Origin of the sequence: Sphingomonas sp. Root710 (assembly GCF_001429065.1) — a bacterium.
Taxonomy (GTDB): domain Bacteria; phylum Pseudomonadota; class Alphaproteobacteria; order Sphingomonadales; family Sphingomonadaceae; genus Rhizorhabdus.
The window spans coordinates 117,514-134,474 of record NZ_LMIB01000012.1 but is presented as its reverse complement, the minus strand read 5'-3'; the positions used below and the strand labels follow the sequence as shown (position 1 = coordinate 134,474).

Below are 16,961 nucleotides of genomic sequence, written 5' to 3'. Positions count from 1 at the left end.
GCCGGAATGACGATCAAGGAGGAGGGCGGGGTGCCCGCTCTTAGAAGCTCGTATCGACACCGATGCGGATCGTGCGGGGGCGTAGGGGGGTGATCTGGCCGCCGCCGGTGGTGGCGAAGGGGGTGCCAAGCGCGAAGCGGTTGCCGATCGCGTCGGTCAGGTTGGTGACGCTGAGGCTGACGCCGAGATCGGGGCGGCCGATGCGCGCGGTGACGGCGGTGTCGAGATAGTCGCCCTGCAGGTCGCCGAGGATCGGGCCGATGCCGAGCCGCGATTTGCCGATATAGCGCGCCCAGCCGTTGATGCGGAACTCGAGCGCCTCGCTGAGCGGCACGCGATAATCCAGGCCGAGCCGGGTGGTGAAGCGCGCGACATTGGGAATGCGGCTCTGGCCGCCGGTCCGCGCCCCGGTGAAGCTGTTGACCGGCGCGGCGGCGAGCGCGAGCAGCAGCGCCGAGGAGGGATCGGTCACGCGGCTGTCGTTGTAGGTCGCGGCGAGATCGAGAGTGAGGCCGCGCAAGGGCCGCCAGCCGACTGCTCCGCTCAGCGAATAGATGCGGCCGTCGCCGATATTGTCGGTGCTGGGCAGGCCGCCGCCGTCGATGAAGTCGGCCTGGATATTGTCCCAGCTCGTATAGGACAGGCTCAGCGACAGATCGACCGGATCGCGGCCGCGTGCGCCGTAGCGCAACCCGGTTTCAAGGGTCGACACCTTGTCGTTGCGGAAGCGGCGGACGAAGCCGCTCTCGATCGCGAGACCGCCGGGGCGGAAGCCCTGCTGATAGCGGGCGAAGACGAGCAGGCCCGGTACGAGCGCCGCCGAGACCGACGCCGAGGGCAGCAGGCGCTTCTCGGTCCGGCTGGCGATGATCGCGGCGCGGGCGGCCTCGATCGCGGCGGAGAAGGCGGGCAGCGGATCGTCCGCGCCGCCGCCGAGCTTCGAGCGGGTGTAGCGTGCACCGCCGGTCAGCGTCAGGCCGCGCACCGGCTCGACGCTGGCCTCGCCATAGAGGGTCAGTTCGCGGATGCGGTTGGAGACCCCGGTGACCGCGACGGGCATGCCGACCGGGCCCAGCGAGCGTTCGAGGTCGGTGCGGTTGCGGGTGTAGCTGCCGCCCAGCACCCAGCCATAGCCGTCGCGGGTCGGCCGCCACAGCCGGTTCTCGGTCGCGAACATATGGGTGGTGTTGCGCTGGCGGAACTGGCGCTCGCCGATGGCGGCCATCGTCGCGTCATAGCGTTCGTCGAGATGCTGTCGGATCAGCCCGGTCGACGACAGGAAACTGATATCGTCCCAGCGTTTCGTGACGACGACCTCGCCCAGCGCATAATCGGCGTCGAAGCCGCCGGGCAGGCGGCTGGCGCGGTTGAGCCCGCCGATCGCGGCGTCGGCATATTGGCTGTCGCGGCCATGATTGTCCTGGTAGACGCCGCCGAGATCGACCGTCCAGCCATCGCCCGCATCGACGCGCAGCGTGGCGCGCCCGCCCGCGATGCGGGTGCGGTTGACGTCCTGCTTCCGCCGCCAGACATCGTCGATATAGCCGCCCTCGGTGATGCCATAGCCGACCGCGCGGACCGCGACCCGATCGCCGAGCACCGGCAGGTTGATCATCCCGCCGATGTCGCCCGAGGGATCGCCATGCTGGGTCGCGGACAGGCCCGCCGACAGCGCGCCGCCGGTTTCGCCGAGCGCAGGCGCATTGCGGACGATGCGGATAACCCCGCCGAGCGAACCCGCGCCATAGAGGGTGCCCTGCGGCCCTTCGAGGATCTCGACCGACTGGATGTCGTAGAGGCGCAGATCGGGATCGGGCGCGTTGTAGGTCAGCCGCATGTCGCCGAGATATTGGCCGACGGTCGCCTGGGTCGGGCCGGTGAAGCTCGAATCGGCGATGCCGCGGATGAACAGCTTGTTGCGCCCCGCGCCGAGATGGGTCGACGACAGGCTGGCGACGCGGGCGAGGATCGATTCCATCCCCTGCTCGCCGCCGAAGCTCAGGTCCGTGCCGTCGAGCAGACTGACCGAGCCCGCGAAGTCGCGCAGCCGCGTGTCGCGCTTCGACGCGGTGACGATGATCGCCTGGCCTTCGTCTTCGGACTCGATCGGCTGGGGTTGAACCTGTGGTGCGGCCCTTCGGGCAAGCACAGGCGCGGCAGGGACGATGCGGAAGCTGTTGCCGCCGAGGCTGACGAGCCGCCCCCGGCTGCCGCGCAGCAGGCGGCGCAGCGCCTCCTCGGCGCTCATCCGCCCCCTGAGCGGTGCGACGCGCATCGACCAGATCATGCCGTCGGCGGCGCTGACGCTGGCCCCGGTCTGCGCCGCGAGCGTGGCGACCGCATCGCTCAGCCTTCCCGCCGGCAGGTCGAGCGCCGCCGTCTCCGCCGCGTACAGGGGCGCGGCTGCGACGAGCAGCGAGATGCTGGCCAAGGCGGATAGGCGCGTCACTGGCTCTTGGGAGACAATACCCAAATCTGCCCGTTCCTGCGGACATCGACGTCGAGCAGCGGCGCGAGATGGACGATGTCGTCGCCATCGGCCAGGCTGAGCACGCCGCGGAAGCGCTGTCCGGCGACGCGCGGATCGGCGCGGACCGGCTGGCCCGACCAGCGGGCGAGATCGGCGGCGACCTCGGCCATGGTCTGACCGTCATAGATCAGCCGCCCATCTTTCCAGCCCGCCACCGCCGCCGGGGCGACCGAACCCAGCACCAGCTTCGCATCGCCGTCGCGGGCGCTCAACGTCTGGCCGGGGTTGAGGCGGACCGCCTCGCCGTCGGGATTGTAGATCACCGCGCCCTCGGCGACCTGGACCGCGGTCGCCTTGCCCTCGCGCAGCACGTTGAAGCGGGTGCCGACGTCGATCAGCCGGGCATCGCCGACCGCGACCTTGAACGGCGCGCTTGCATCATGGACGACGTCAAACAGCGCCTCGCCGCTTTCGAGCACCGCATAGCGCGGATCGCGGCGGCTGAGCTTGATCTTCGTTCCGCCGTTGAGCGCGATTTTGCTGCCGTCGTCGAGGGTGATGGTGCGGCGCATGCCCGGCGCGGTCTCGATCGGGTAAAGCGCGGGCTGGCGGTCGATCAGGCCGATGCCGACGATCGCGGCGAGCGAGGCCGCAATCGCGCCGCCCATCCAGGCGCGGCGGGTGAGCGGGCGGCGCTCGGGCATCGCGATCAGCGGATTTGTTTGCTGCTTCTGGGGCGGCGCGGTCTTCAGCAGATCGGCCATATCCTCGTCGGCGATGGCGAGACGGTGATAGGCGTCGGCATGCGCGGCGTCGGCCGAGAGCCAGGCCTCGAACTCCTCCCAGCCGTCGAAGCCGGGATCGCGCAGGCGGATCACCCAGTCGAGCGCCGCGGTTTCCATATCGTCCCTATCCTCAGCCATGAAAGAGGCTCCCGGACATGCTGACGGAGTCGATTGCGCTATCCCTCATCGAAACTGTTCCTGAGTTCGATCAGCGCGCGATAGGCGCGGCGCAGATCGCTTTCGACCGTGCTGAGGCTGACCCCGAATTCGGCGGCGATGTCGCGCTGGCCCACCCCGTCGATGCGATGGCGGCGGAAGATCGCGGCAGGCCGCTCGCCGAGCATGTCCAGTGCGGCCAGGGCGAGGCGGAGCTGTTCGCGCGCGATCAGGCGGCGGTCGCTCGACGGTTCGTCGGACTGGCCGGGCAGGGTGGTCGCCGCTTCGGTCCAGTCATGGTCGCGCTTCGTCGCCTGCACCTGCGACCGGTAGCGGTCGAGCATCAGATTGTTGGCGGCGCGGTAGAGATAGGAGAGGGGCTGCGCGATCGGGCCCGAGGGCGCGGCGGACAGCTTGATCCACAATTCCTGCAACAGATCCTCTGCCGCGTCGCCCGCGCCATGCGCGCGCAGGAAAGCCAGCAGCCGGTCGCGGTTCGACAGGAAGACGGCCTCAAGGCCGGTGCTGCTCATGTCCCCTCTCGACCTCATTGCCGCTACGGTGATCTGCTTGCCGCGCTTGTCTAACCCTGGGGCGACACCCTGCCAATCACTTCGTATAGTTCAGAGCGCCCATTGGTCCAGACGGGGACCAGCCCCGAACGCCTTGACCCGGGTCCGGCCGGGGGCAGGCGATTGCCGATGATCCAGACATGGCTGAAGGCGGCGCGGGGGAAGGTCGCAATCGCATCGGCGAGGCTGCGCCCCTGTTCCTTGCATCCAATGGGATAGACGAGCTGGCTCGGATCGGCCTCGAAAGGGCGGGCGGCGAAATGGCGGATGTGGAGATATTGCTGGCCGTCGATCGCCCATTGTTCGTTGGTGAAGGCGTCGCGTCCGATGGTCGCATAGGCCGGGAGATGTTCGGGGCGGATGTCCGACCAGGGGGTGAGGCAGGGCTTGTAGACCAGCGCCAGCACCGTAGCGCCATGAGGCATCGCCTCCACCGCGCCCAGTTCGGCACGTTGCTCGGCGGTGCGCAACACAAAGCTGAGCGTGGTCGAAGCGGTCCGCACCGCGAAGAAGAGAAGGCCGGCGATCGCCAGCGCCTGTCCGAAGCGGTGGTCGGCGGGCGGGCGGATGGCTAGCAGCGCAAGCATCCACACCGCGGGCATCATCCGCATGTCGACATAGGAGCCGCCGAGCAGCAGCCGGGGCAGGAGCAGGAAGCCGCCGAGCGCGAACAAAGCGGGCAAGCCGATCAGGGGGGCGTATCCGAGCCGCCTGTCGCGCGCGCCGATGTAGAGGACGAGCAGCAGCGCCATCAGCGACCCGGTGTCGAACCAGGCCCAGCGGTCACGCAGCGACGAGATCACCCAGAGAAATTTGGCCAGGATGTTGAACCAGTCGCCGGTCTCGCCCGCGCGGGCGCCGGGGGGCGGCGCGTTGGCGATCATGATGAGGACGGGCAGGGCAAGCGGCAGGCAGGCGAGGACCGCGCCGCCGATCGCCGCGGGCCAGCGGCGTCCGGTCTGGCGCAGCCGGGCGAGCTCCGCGCCGAAGGCCACCAGACCGAACAGGCCCCATCCGGCGCTGTGCGCGGTCCACAGGATCAGCCCGATCGGCGCGAACAGCGCGGCGCGCAGCGCCAGCCGCTCGCCGCGTCCCAGGCGGAGCCACAAGGCAAGCGCGGCGAAGGCGAGGGCTTGCGCGAGGACGAAATTGGCGAAGCCCATCTGGAAGGGCCAGCCATAGAGGAAGGGCAGGGCGAACAGCGCGGTGGGCGGCACCCGGCCATGTGCCTCGCGCGCCAGCCACAGCATCGCCGCGCCGCCGAGCAGCAGGATCAGCAGCATGATCGCCTTGCCTGCGCCGATCGGGCCGAACAGCGGGACGAGCGCCATGGCAAGCAGATCGGTGCCGAGATTGCCGATCAGCGCCCAGCGTATTGCGTAGAAGCGGTGGAGCGGCGATGCGGCGTCGGCGGTGGCGATGTGCCAGCGCGCGACATGGCCGGGCAGGTCGGTCAGCGGTGGCAGCGGCGGCCAGAGCAGGGGAACGATGCCGAGCAGGACGACCGCCGCCAGCAGGGCGGGGCGCTGCCACCAAGGCGGGCTGTCGTCAGCGGTCATCGGGCGCGTTCATAAAGCCGCCAGTCCATACCCGACAATCCATAGACCTGTCCGCCGCTGATCGAACGGAAGTTCGCGCCGCACAGCCGCGGGATGGCGGACGTGCGCTTGCCCGGATCACCCTCGGCGAACAGGAAGTCGGCGTCGGCGCAGCCGGCGGCGAAGCGCAACGGATAGCCATGGGTCGCGGCGGCGCTTTCGAGCACGGCACTGTCGCGGGCATTGTCGATCAGCACGGCCGCGCCGCCCGGCGCGCGCTCCGCCATCGCGTCGATCGCGACGCCCGGATCTGCGCGCCGGTTGTCGATGATCTGGAGATCGAGGATCAGGCAGCCGGTGAGGACCAGATAGAGCGGGATCATCGCGAACCAGCGCCGCACCGCCAGCGGCTCGGCGGCGAGCAGCAGCAGGGCTATGGCGCTGAGCAGATAATAGCGGGGGAAGGCGCTGTTGCCGGGCCGGAACAGCAGCACGACGAGCGGCAGGCCGATGATGGCGAGAAGCAGGAAAGGCAGGCGATCGTGCAGCGCGGGGTGGCGGATCGCGGCGAGCGACAGCGGCAGCAGCGCTGCGAGCCAGAGCGGGACGGGCAGCGGCCAGCCCAGCGTGAAGGCGACCATATAGGCGAGCGCGTCGACGAAGGCGGTGAAGGAGAAGCTGGCGAGGCTGCCGATCCGGAAGCCGTCGCTGCTCGCCATGGCGCTGACCAGCGCGAGCGCGATCACCGCGACGACCGCGAGGATCGCGCGGCCCATCAGCCGCAACGCCTTCGCGAGCGCGGGTCGCCAGTCCCTGTGCCGCTTCGCGTCGACCGCCACCCAGCCGGTCAGCGCGGCGATGCCAAACAGCAGCGAGGCGTGCGCGAGCATGCCGGTCAGCGTGACGATGCCGAGCCACAGCGGCGCATGGCGCAGCGGCGCGCCGTGGAGTTCGCGGTCGACGATCCAGATCGCGCTCAGCAGCGCGAGCAGCATCGGCGCATAGCCGCGCGCTTCCGACCCGTAGGTGACGAGGATCGGCGAGACTGCGAACAGGAGCGCGGTGACGCAAGCCACGCGGATGTTGCGCCGCGCGCCGATCAGTCCGGCGACGACGATACCGGCCGTCCCGCACAGGATCGACAGCGTCCGGCCCAGCATCGGCGGCGATCCCCAGCCGGCAAGCTGAAGCCACAGCGTGTTGAGATAATGATTATTGTCGTGGTTGATCGCGAAGAAGACGCGCCCCGGCGTCCCCGCCTCGCGCGCGAACAGCGCCGACCAGGCCTCGTCGAGCCAATAGTCGCCCGATGCCGCAGCAATGCGCAGGGCGAAGCCGATCAGGGCGATGGCGGCCAGCCACGGCCATAGCCGCCTGTCCGCCGTTCCGTTCGATGCCTCGCCCGCCATGGCCGTCTTGTATCGCGATCGTGGGCGGGCACCAGCGGCAGTTCGTGCGATGAAGAGGAAAAAGGTAGAGGGTGCCGCAACAAAATTGTCATCAAACCCGCCTAGCGCTGCGCTTTTACCTTCAACGGCCTTGGGGGAGCCGATGGCGCAGACGCCGCAACTCTATCCCGCCGAACCGGGCCTGATCTGGGGTTTCGATCTCGGCGGCGGCGCCGCGCGGCCGACCGATCGGTGCGATACCGGCGCGGACGGCTTCCGCTGGCTGCATCTCAGCCTGGCGCATCAGGGCACGACCGGCTGGCTCGACCGGCTCGACGGCCTGCCCGAGGATATCCGCGACATGCTGCTGTCGTCCGACAGCCATCAGCTCGCGCTGGTCGACGGCGGCGTGGTCGGCTGCGTCGTCCATGATTTCGAGCGCGATTTCGAGCAGACCGACGCGCTGCAGATCGGCGCGCTGCGCTTCGCGCTGTTGCCGCGGCTGATGATCACCGCGCGGCTCCATCCGATCCGTTCGGCCGATATCGTCCGGCACCGGCTGGCGCGCAGCCGGGGAATCGAGGAGCCCGCCGAGGCGCTGGAACTGCTGATCGGGACGATTGCCGACGGGATCGCCGCAGTGGTGCGCGAGCTGGGTCTCGACGTGCAGCGGATCGAGGACGCGCTGCTCGACGGGCGCGATCCGCCGACCGCGCGCGGTCTGATAGGCATCCGCCGCCGCCATGCCCACGTGCATCGTATGCTCGACGGCTTGCGCGCGGTGTTCCGCCGCCTCGAGGATGACGAGGACCTGCCCGAGGATATGCTCGCGACGGTCGAGAAACTGTCGCAGCGCATACAGGCGCTGGGCGCGGACTCGCAGGGGGTGCAGCGGCAGATATTGCAGCTGCGCGAGGAGATCGACATTCAGGTCGATCAGCGGACCAACCAGAATCTCTATATCCTGTCGATCATGACCGCGCTGCTGCTGCCCGCGACCTTCATCACTGGCCTGTTCGGGATGAACACCGGCGGGCTGCCCTGGGCGCAGAATGCGCATGGCACGCTGCTGGCGACGATGCTGGCGCTAGGGACGGCGGGGGCGACCTATATGTTCCTCCGCTTCATGGGCTTCATGCGCCGCTAACCTGGGGCCGCCCGCCCAATTGTTAATTCGTCATGGCGATGCATCCGAATCGGATGCATAGCGTTGGGGCGGCATCAGGGGTTGGAACGGGGCATCCCACATCAATGAACGAGACCGGCTTTTCGGACTGGGAGACGCGGCGCGTCGAAGCGCTGCGGCGCTATGACGTTCTCGATACGCCGCCCGAGGAAAGCTTCGACGAGATCGCCCGGCTCGCCGCCGACATATGCGGCGCGCCGATCGGCGTGGTCAACCTGATCGACAGCGGCCGCCAGTTCTTCAAGGCCGAGGTCGGCCTGGGCGTCCGATCGACCCCGCTCGAGACGTCCTTCTGCGCCAAGGCGATCCTCGAGGAGGATTTCCTGCTGGTGCCCGACGCGACAGCCGATCCGCGCTTCGACTGCAATCCGCTGGTGACCGGCGAACCGCATCTGCGCTTCTATGCGGGCGCGCTGCTCAAGACCTCCGAAGGTTATCCGATCGGCACGGTCTGCGTGCTCGATTACCAGAGCCGCGCGCTGACCGAGCTGCAGCAGCGCACGCTCCGGGTGCTGGCGCGGCAGGTGATGGACCAGCTCGAACTGCGGCTGGCGCTCAGGCAGCGCGACGAGGACGATGCGCGATACCGCACGCTGTTCAATTCGATCGACGAAGGCTTCTGCATCATCGAGTTTTTCGACGGTCCGCACGGAACGAACAGCGACTATGTCCATATCGAGGCGAACGACGCCTATACGGTGAACGCGGGGATTCCCGATGTCGTCGGCCAGAAGCTGCGCGAGATGGTGCCCGACGAGGCGGATGCTTGGATCGCCCGCTATCGCCCCGTGCTGGAGACGGGGAAGCCGATCCGCTTCGAACAGGAGCTGGTCGCTACCGGCCGCTTCCTGTCGCTGTCGGCCTTCCGGATCGAGCCGCCCGGCCGCCGCCAGGTCGCGGTGCTGTTCCAGGATATCACCCCGCGCCGCCGGGCCGAACTGGCGCTGCGCGAACTCAACCAGACGCTCGAGCAGCGGGTGAGCGCGGCGCTCGCCGAGCGCAAGGTGCTGGCCGACATCGTCGAGGGTACCGATGCGCTGGTGCAGATCGTCGGCCATGACTGGCGCTGGATATCGATCAACGGCGCGGCGGTGGCCGAGTTCGAGCGGCTGTTCGGGGTGCGCCCGGCGGCCGGGGACTCGATGCTCGAGTTGCTGAAGGACGAGCCCGAGGTGCTGGCGCGCTGGGATCGCGCGCTGAAGGGCGAGGAATATATCGAGGTCGCAGAGTTCGTCGACGCGAAGCAGCAGGGCAAGCATTTCGAGATGCGCTTCAGCACGCTGCGCGATACCGATGGCGCGCCGATCGGGGCCTATCAGTTCGTCTATGACGTGACCGACCGGCTGCGCGAGCAGCAGCGGCTGGCCGAGGCCGAGGAAGCGTTGCGCCAGGCGCAGAAGATGGAGGCGGTCGGCCAGCTCACCGGTGGCCTGGCGCATGATTTCAACAATCTGCTCGCGGGGATATCGGGCGCGTTCGAGATGATCGGGGTCCGCCTGTCGCAGGGGCGGACCAGCGAGGTCGAGAAATATCTGGCGGCGGGGCAAGGCGCGGCCCGCCGCGCGGCGGCGCTGACCCACCGCCTGCTCGCCTTCTCGCGGCGGCAGACGCTGTCGCCCAAGCCGGTCGACATCAACCGGCTGATGGCCGAGCTGGTCGATCTGGTGCGCCGTACGGTCGGCCCCGCGATCGAGGTGGAGACGGTGGCCGCGGGCGGGTTGTGGCTGACGCTGGTCGACGCCAACCAGCTCGAGAATGCGATCCTCAACCTGTGCATCAATGCGCGCGACGCGATGCCGAACGGCGGCAGGATCACGATCGAGACCTCGAACAAATGGCTCGATCATCGCGCGGCCGCCGAGCGCGGGCTCGATCCGGGGCAATATGTGACGCTGTGCGTCAGCGACACCGGCACCGGCATCGCCAAGGAAGACCTGCAGCGGGTGTTCGATCCGTTCTTCACCACCAAGCCGATCGGTGAGGGCACAGGCCTCGGCCTGTCCATGGTCTATGGCTTCGCGCGTCAGTCGCACGGCCATGTCCGCATCTATTCGGAGCTCGGCCAGGGGACGATGGTGTGCATCTACTTGCCGCGCCAGCATGGCGAGGAGGCAGCGCCCTATACCGACCCTATCGTACCCGAGCTGACCGCCGGATCGGGCGAGCGGATCCTGATCGTCGACGACGAGCCGACGGTGCGGATGCTGGTGGTCGATACGCTGGAGGAGCGGGGCTATCGCTGCGTCGAGGCGGCCGACGGGCCGGCGGGCCTGAAATATATGGAGGGGAACGGCGATTTCGACCTGCTGATCACCGATGTCGGCCTGCCCGGCGGGCTCAATGGCCGCCAGGTCGCCGATGCGGCGCGCGCGATCAATCCCGGTCTCAAGGTGCTTTTCATTACGGGCTATGCCGAGAACGCCGTCCTCAACCACGGCCATATCGAGCATGGCATGGAGGTGGTGACCAAGCCCTTCTCGGTCGACGACCTCGCCGCACGGGTGGAGCGGTTGTTGCGAGAATAGTTTCGGCCAAGCTGAATGCGGCGCCGCATCCGCGCAAGCGGATCAATAACGTTCCGGCACGTACATGCTCTCGGGCACCGGGTGTCGCTCATAATCGGCGTGGCGGACGCGGTCGGGCAGGACGACCTGCGACTTGGGTACGTCCTGATAGGGGATCTGATCGAGCAGGTGGGCGATGCAGTTGAGCCGCGCCTTCTTCTTGTCGACCGCCTCCACCACCCACCAGGGTGCCTCGGCGATGTGGGTGCGTTCGAGCATCGCTTCCTTGGCGCGGGTATAATCTTCCCAGCGGCGGCGCGATTCGACGTCCATCGGCGAGAGCTTCCACTGCTTGAGCGGATCGTGGATGCGCATGTGGAAGCGGAACTGCTGTTCCTCGTCGGTGATCGAGAACCAATATTTGAGCAGGATGATCCCTGAGCGGACGAGCATCCGTTCGAACTCGGGCACCGAGCGGAAGAATTCCTCGACCTCGTCCTCGGTGCAGAAGCCCATCACCCGCTCGACGCCGGCGCGGTTGTACCAGCTACGGTCGAACAGCACGATCTCGCCCGCGGCGGGGAGATGCTGGGTGTAGCGCTGGAAATACCATTGGGTGCGTTCGCGCTCGTTGGGCGCGGGCAGCGCCGCGACGCGGCACACGCGGGGGTTGAGCCGCTGGGTGATGCGCTTGATCGCGCCGCCCTTGCCGGCCGAATCGCGGCCCTCGAAGATCACCACGACCTTAAGGCCCTTGTGCTGGACCCAGTCCTGCAGCCGCACCAGTTCGTGCTGGAGCCGGAAGAGCTCGCGGAAATAGATGCGGCGTTCGAGCTGCTCGCGCTCGGGGTGCTCCTCCATGTCGGCGAGCATCGTTTCGAGGCGGCTCTCGTCGATCTCCATTTCCAGCTCCTCGTCGAAGCTGTCGGCGATTTCGCGTTTGATTCGTTCGACCTGGGCGGTTTCGAAAAGAGACATGGGTTATCCGAATATTGCGGGAACAGCCCAGTTTGGACGCCATCGATTACAAGCTTATGACGTTTGCGGGCTCCGGACGGTCCATAACGGATCAAAACCAGCGATTGTGTCCGCTTCGCGACAGGCTTACTGGCGTCAGCAGGGCTGACTCGGGGGAGATTCATGCGCGGTGCGATTCTAAGCTACCGGACCGGCGGTCGTCTCATGGGCCTACGCGCCCATGTCGCGGGCTGCGGCAGCGTCCGACTCGCCGTGCTGATATGACCGGGATGGCAGGAACATCGAAGGGAAGCGCGGCGCGGCTGCGGAAGGAAGCAGCCCGGTCCCGCCTGCTCGCGCATAATGCGGCAAGCGAGGACGAGCGCGAGCGGCTGATGGCGATGGCCGCGATGTTCGAGCGCGAAGCCCAGGCGATCGACGCGGCGCTGCGCGGCCGCGACTGAGGCCGCCCTGACACGCCCCGCCAGCCGCGAAGCTTGCCATGGCCAAGCCCGGCAATCTCGGCTAGGAAGACCACGGGGTAGTTGGGGAGCGTTGAGTTTGTCATGTCGCTGCGGGTGAGAAGCGTCCGTTGGTGATCGAGCGCATCCAGCGCCGGCTCATGGCCGCTGCGCCGGGCGGGCGCGAGGCGATCGTCTCGCAGATCATCATCCGCGCCCTGCTGATCGTCTTCCTCATGGCGGCGCTGGTCGCTGTCTTCGTCTGGGTCGCCGCGCGCAAGTCGGACGACCTGTCGATCGATCGCCAGCAGCACGTGATCGCGACGGTGCTGGAGCAGAGTTTCCGGACGATCGCGCACGACCAGGAAGCCGCCACCGTCTGGGACGACAGCGTCGTCGCGCTGCGCACGAAGCCGCGCGACCTGAAATGGCTCGATGATAATCTCGGCATCTGGTTCCACACCTATTACGGCCATGACGAGATATTCATCGTCGATCAGGACGACCGGCCCGTCTATGCGATGCGCGAGGGCCGCCGCCGGGATGCCGACGAATATGGCCGCTCGGCCGGCACCGTCGCCGCGCCGCTGATCGCCGAGTTGCGCGCCAAGATGCGCGGCGGTGTGAAGACGGCCCGGGCTAGTTCCGTGCTGACCCCCGGCGCGATCGACCTCGGCACGGTCCACGGCCACCCGGCGATCATCAGCGTCAAGCCGGTCGTGACCGACACCGGCGAGATTCCGCAGACGCCCGGCACCGAATATTTCCACATCAGCATCCGCTATCTCGACGGCAGTTTCATCGCCGATCTGGCACGGCGCTATCAGCTCGAGGGCGGGCATTTCGCGCCGGCGCCGCCCGATGACGAAGACATCAGCCGGGTGCCGCTGCGCACGCGCGCGGGCAATGTGATCGGCTATTTCGTCTGGATACCCTTCCGTCCTGGCACGGCGATGCTGGGGCAGGTGACGCCCGCGCTGGTGATCTCGCTGCTGCTGGTGTTCGGAACGATCGGCTGGCTGCTGTACCGGATCAGCCGGAGCACCCTCCAGCTGAGCGCTGCCCGTTCGCAGGCCCAGCATCTCGCCGATCATGATCCGCTGACCGGTCTCGCCAATCGCGCGCTGTTCGACCGGCGGCTGAACCAGGAACTGTCACGGCTCGGCGGGGGCCGGTCGCTGGCACTGCTCTATGTCGATCTCGATCACTTCAAGAATGTGAACGACCATCTCGGCCATCCGACCGGCGACCTGCTGATCTGCGCGCTGGCGCGGGTGCTCAACAGTGTCGCACCGGGGGATCTGGTCGCCCGGCTGGGCGGTGACGAGTTCGCTATCGTCCATGTCGGCGACAATGCCGCCAGGAGCGGCGAACGGCTTGCCCGCAAGATCCACAAGGCGCTGGCCCGGCCGGTCGACCTCGGCCATGGCGAGGTGCTGATCGGCGCGAGCATCGGCCTGTCGGTGGCGCCGGCCGACGGCACCGATCCGGTCGAGCTGGTCCGCCGGGCGGACATCGCCCTGTACGACGCGAAGCATGGCGGACGCCGCCGCCACAGTTTCTTCACCGAAGCGATGGGCGACCGCATCCGCGAGCGCAACGAGATCGAGCGCGAACTGCGCGAGGCGATGCGCACCGGCGACGGTTTGAGCGTGGTCTACCAGCCCTTCTTCGCCGCGCAGGGCGGTGCGGCGCTTGGCGCCGAAGCGCTGATCCGCTGGAACCACGAGACACGCGGGCCGATTCCGCCCGACACCTTCGTGCCCATCGCCGAGGAGTGCGGACTGATCGAGACGCTTAACGAATGGGTGCTCGAACAGGCCTGTTTCGCGGCGGCGCGGTGGCCCGCGGGAAGCGTCGCGGTCAACCTGTCGGCGGTGCAGCTGCGCAATGTGACGCTCGCCGAGCGGGTCTATGCGATCCTCAAGCGCACGCGCCTGTCGCCCGGCCGGCTGGAGCTCGAGATCACCGAGTCCAGCTTTCTGGAGAGCAGCGAGAAGTGCCGCAGCAATCTCGGCTGGCTCCGCGACATCGGAATCAGGATCGCGCTCGACGATTTCGGCACCGGCTATTCGTCGTTCAAGCATCTCGGCGGGCTCGACATCGACCGGATCAAGATCGACCGGAGCTTCGTCGCGACGATCCAGCCCGGCGTAGGCGGCAGCCCGGTGGTTCAGGCGATCGTCGATCTTGCTCGGATCAGCGGCCTCACAACCACCGCCGAGGGCATCGAAACCGAGCAGCAGCGGCTCTATCTGACCAGCATCGGCTGCGACGTCCTGCAAGGCTTTCTGCTTGCCGCGCCGATGAGCGCGAGCGATGTCGAAGCCCGTTTCTCCGGTCGGCAGGGAGCGGACCCCGCTTAAATCAGCAGCTCGAAAAAGTCGCCGCGCATGCAGTGGTTAGAGCTCATCGCTGAGCCGTAGCCGCCGGCGTTGATGAGGGCGATGCGGTCACCCTCGGCAAGCGGCGGCATGGGGTGGTCCTCGGCCCACAGGTCGAGCGCCTCGTTGACGTTGCCGGCCAGGGTGACCGGTTGCCAGGCGGTGCGATCGGGATCGGCGACGACGCAGGCCACCGGCTCGCAAGGCAGGCCGTAATGGGCGGGTTCGGGGTGGAGATTGAAGCCGCCGTCGACCGCGACGAACAGGGTGTCGCGCTTGCGCTCGACACCGACGACGCTGAGCAGCAGCAGCCCGGCGTCCTTGACCAGATAGTCGCCAGGCTCGACCGCGACCGTCAGTCCGCGTCCGCCGAAATGGCGGCCGATGATCGCCGCCCAGCGGTCGAGATCGAGCGGCGTATCGCCCGCCTTGTGCGGGAGGCCGAGGCCGCCGCCGATGTTGACCGTGCGGGCATCGGGCAGGTCGGCGAGGAAATCCGCCGCCGCGCCGACCGCGCGCCCCCAGGCGTCGAGCTGCTGCGACAGATAGCCGCAGCCGACATGGAAATGGATCGTCGTGATGGTCAGCCGGTGCGCCGCCGCGAGCGCCAGCGCCTCGGCCCATTGTTCGCGATAGATGCCGAACTTGCTGGTCCGCTCGCCTGCATAGCTCAGCCGTTCATTGTCGCCATAGCCGGTGCCGTAGCCGGGATTGACCCGGATGCCGATCGCGCGGCCCGGCGTCCGCTCGCCGATGCGGCGGATTTGGCTGAGCGAGTCGCAGTTTATGTGGAGATCGGGTTCGGCGAGGAGACGGTCGAGATCGCGGTTCGCGACGCTGGTGCCGGTGAAGCTGATATTCACCGCCGGGATCCCGGAGGCGATCGCGAGGTCGAGCTCGTCGGGTGAGCAGATGTCGATGCCGATCGCGCCGGTCTCCGCGAGCATGCGGAGCAGCGGCGGGAAGCGGTTGCACTTCATCGCATAATAGAGGCGGTGATCGCAGCCCGAGGCGGCGAGCGCACCGCGCAGCCGATCGAGATTGGCGCGGATGCGCGCGCCGCTATAGACGAAGAGCGGGCGATCATATTGGTCAGCGAGGGCGGCGGCGTCCTGCCCCGCGAAGATCAGCCGGCCATCCTCACGCCGTAGATCGTCGCGCACCCACCAGTCAGCGGACATCGCGGGTAGCGAGCCATTGCTCGCCTTCGGCATTGGGCCGTTCGTCGCGCCCGGTGATCCAGCCGCGGCAGGCAGGGGCGGCGCAGCGGCAGGCGAACTGGCGGTGCAGCCGGTCCTCGGTCGCCGCATAGTCGACCGTGACGATATCGCCCGCCTTGATGTCGCGCAGCGCGGCGAGGGTGAAGCCGGTCATGTCGAGCCTGGCATTGGGATCGCAGCCATGGCTGAGATAGCCGATATAGCGGGTGCCGCTGATATGGCGGCTGGCGTCGACCTGAAGGCTGTGCTGGCAGAGGGTTTCGCTGACGACGCCCGCGAAGCGATGGATGACGTCGCCGGCCGGGAAAGCACGGCGCGCACGCACACCCAGCCCGCGCAGCTCATCGAGGCGAACGACCTCGAGTGCTTCGTCGTCATCATCCTGTCGTGCCGTTGCCCTGTCCGGCGCAGACGTCATTGCTCAGCCCTTTCGCAAGGCCCGTTTCCTACGCGCAAATCCCTAGAAAGTCTTGCGGAATGTCAGCCGGTTCCGGCCATTTTCGTAGGCATAGGCGACCTCGTCCATCATCTCGCGGACGAGATGGATGCCCAGGCCGCCGATCGCGCGGTCGTCGATGGTGGCGTCGGTGTCCGGGGCGGGGCGGGCGAGCGGATCGAAGCGCGGACCGTCGTCCGCCACGGTCGCCTGCATCGCGCCATCGTCGAGGGTTATCGCGACATCGAGTGTGCCGCCGCCATAGTTGACGATGTTGCTCAATATCTCGTCGAAGGCGATCATGACTGGAGCGAGCTTCGCCATAGGTACGCCATTGTCGCCCAGCCACGCCTCGATCGCGTCGAGCAGCGCGGGCAGCCGCGCCGCGTCGGCGGCCATCGAACGGGCGAAGTCAGCCGCCATGGCAGACGTACATTGCCGGTAACGGGCCCATATTCGTGTGGAAAATGACCACCCACTCCTGATATGCAGCGACGCCGGACGGACCGGGGCACATAGGGTTAATAATATAGATGGACATCATCGAAAATAGCCGAGACGGCGCGCTGGTCATTTCCGCCTCCGGGCGGCTCGACAGCAGCAGCGCGGGCGAGCTGGAAGCGGTGCTGCCGGTGCGCGTGCGCGAGCATGAGGCGGTGGTGCTCAGCCTTGCCGACGTCCCCTATGTCAGCTCCGCCGGGCTGCGCGTACTGCTGATCGGCGCAAAGGCGGCGAAGGCGGCGGGCAACAAGCTCGCGCTCACCGGATTGTCGCCCGCGGTGCGCGAGGTGTTCGACATCAGCGGCTTTTCGAAGATCTTCACGATCGAGAGCGATGTCGAGGCGGGGATCGCGGCGATCGGGTAGCAAGAATTAGCGTCACCCCGGGCTTGACCCGGGGTCCC

At 67.7% G+C, this 16,961-nt stretch carries 14 protein-coding genes; 5 read left to right on the top strand and 9 right to left on the bottom strand.

What is annotated here, in order from left to right; translation table 11 throughout:
• Positions 1-40: 40 nt before the first annotated feature.
• Genes ASE00_RS10505 through ASE00_RS10485 form a run of 5 tightly spaced genes read right to left on the bottom strand, consistent with a single transcriptional unit; the run spans position 41 to position 6,930 of the window.
• Entirely contained in the window at positions 41-2,449 is a 2,409-nt protein-coding gene (locus tag ASE00_RS10505) for a TonB-dependent receptor (RefSeq protein WP_056380001.1), read from the bottom strand.
• Complete coding sequence (locus ASE00_RS10500; protein WP_056379999.1) at positions 2,446-3,393, bottom strand: FecR family protein; 948 nt, start codon at positions 3,391-3,393, stop codon at positions 2,446-2,448. Before ASE00_RS10500 ends, ASE00_RS10505 begins: the two co-directional genes overlap by 4 nt.
• A gap of 38 nt (positions 3,394-3,431) precedes the next feature.
• Positions 3,432-3,944 (bottom strand): RNA polymerase sigma factor, encoded by a 513-nt coding sequence (locus tag ASE00_RS10495; RefSeq protein ID WP_056379997.1) that lies wholly within the window; start codon positions 3,942-3,944, stop codon positions 3,432-3,434.
• Positions 3,945-3,994: 50 nt separating this feature from the next.
• A complete protein-coding gene (locus tag ASE00_RS10490; protein ID WP_056379995.1) occupies positions 3,995-5,542 on the bottom strand; it encodes a hypothetical protein in 1,548 nt (515 codons plus the stop codon).
• On the bottom strand, positions 5,539-6,930 hold the full coding sequence (locus ASE00_RS10485) for a hypothetical protein (protein ID WP_056379994.1): 1,392 nt from the start codon (positions 6,928-6,930) through the stop codon (positions 5,539-5,541). Before ASE00_RS10485 ends, ASE00_RS10490 begins: the two co-directional genes overlap by 4 nt.
• A 142-nt stretch (positions 6,931-7,072) precedes the next feature.
• Here ASE00_RS10485 and ASE00_RS10480 point away from each other — a divergent pair, with 142 nt between their 5' ends.
• Together ASE00_RS10480 and ASE00_RS10475 are read left to right on the top strand one after the other, a co-directional pair.
• Positions 7,073-8,056 (top strand): CorA family divalent cation transporter, encoded by a 984-nt coding sequence (locus ASE00_RS10480; protein WP_056379992.1) that lies wholly within the window; start codon positions 7,073-7,075, stop codon positions 8,054-8,056.
• A 104-nt stretch (positions 8,057-8,160) separates the two neighbouring features.
• Positions 8,161-10,620, top strand: a complete 2,460-nt coding sequence (locus ASE00_RS10475; RefSeq protein WP_082594615.1) for a PAS domain-containing protein — start codon at positions 8,161-8,163, stop codon at positions 10,618-10,620.
• 42 nt (positions 10,621-10,662) lie between these two features.
• On the opposite strand, the gene ppk2 is transcribed toward ASE00_RS10475, so the two are convergent.
• Entirely contained in the window at positions 10,663-11,577 is a 915-nt protein-coding gene (ppk2, locus tag ASE00_RS10470; protein ID WP_056379990.1) for a polyphosphate kinase 2, read from the bottom strand.
• Positions 11,578-11,846: 269 nt separating this feature from the next.
• On the opposite strand from ppk2, the gene ASE00_RS23435 reads away from it, so the two are divergent.
• Both ASE00_RS23435 and ASE00_RS10465 read left to right on the top strand, forming a co-directional pair.
• A complete protein-coding gene (locus tag ASE00_RS23435) occupies positions 11,847-12,020 on the top strand; it encodes a hypothetical protein (RefSeq protein ID WP_162256436.1) in 174 nt (57 codons plus the stop codon).
• A gap of 131 nt (positions 12,021-12,151) precedes the next feature.
• Positions 12,152-14,383 carry a putative bifunctional diguanylate cyclase/phosphodiesterase gene (locus ASE00_RS10465; RefSeq protein WP_235538625.1) on the top strand — a complete coding sequence of 744 codons (2,232 nt, stop codon included), beginning with the start codon at positions 12,152-12,154 and terminating at the stop codon, positions 14,381-14,383.
• Here ASE00_RS10465 and ASE00_RS10460 read toward each other — a convergent pair.
• Genes ASE00_RS10460 through ASE00_RS10450 form a run of 3 tightly spaced genes read right to left on the bottom strand, consistent with a single transcriptional unit; the run spans position 14,380 to position 16,480 of the window.
• Complete coding sequence (locus ASE00_RS10460; protein WP_082594614.1) at positions 14,380-15,582, bottom strand: diaminopimelate decarboxylase; 1,203 nt, start codon at positions 15,580-15,582, stop codon at positions 14,380-14,382. The genes ASE00_RS10465 and ASE00_RS10460 overlap by 4 nt on opposite strands.
• On the bottom strand, positions 15,572-16,039 hold the full coding sequence (locus ASE00_RS10455; protein ID WP_056379987.1) for an SET domain-containing protein-lysine N-methyltransferase: 468 nt from the start codon (positions 16,037-16,039) through the stop codon (positions 15,572-15,574). Before ASE00_RS10455 ends, ASE00_RS10460 begins: the two co-directional genes overlap by 11 nt.
• Positions 16,040-16,081: 42 nt before the next feature.
• The gene (locus ASE00_RS10450) at positions 16,082-16,480 is read right to left on the bottom strand and encodes an ATP-binding protein (RefSeq protein ID WP_056379985.1); all 399 of its coding nucleotides are present in this window, start codon (positions 16,478-16,480) and stop codon (positions 16,082-16,084) included.
• A gap of 110 nt (positions 16,481-16,590) precedes the next feature.
• On the opposite strand from ASE00_RS10450, the gene ASE00_RS10445 reads away from it, so the two are divergent.
• Positions 16,591-16,923 carry an STAS domain-containing protein gene (locus tag ASE00_RS10445; RefSeq protein ID WP_056379983.1) on the top strand — a complete coding sequence of 111 codons (333 nt, stop codon included), beginning with the start codon at positions 16,591-16,593 and terminating at the stop codon, positions 16,921-16,923.
• Positions 16,924-16,961: the final 38 nt, after the last annotated feature.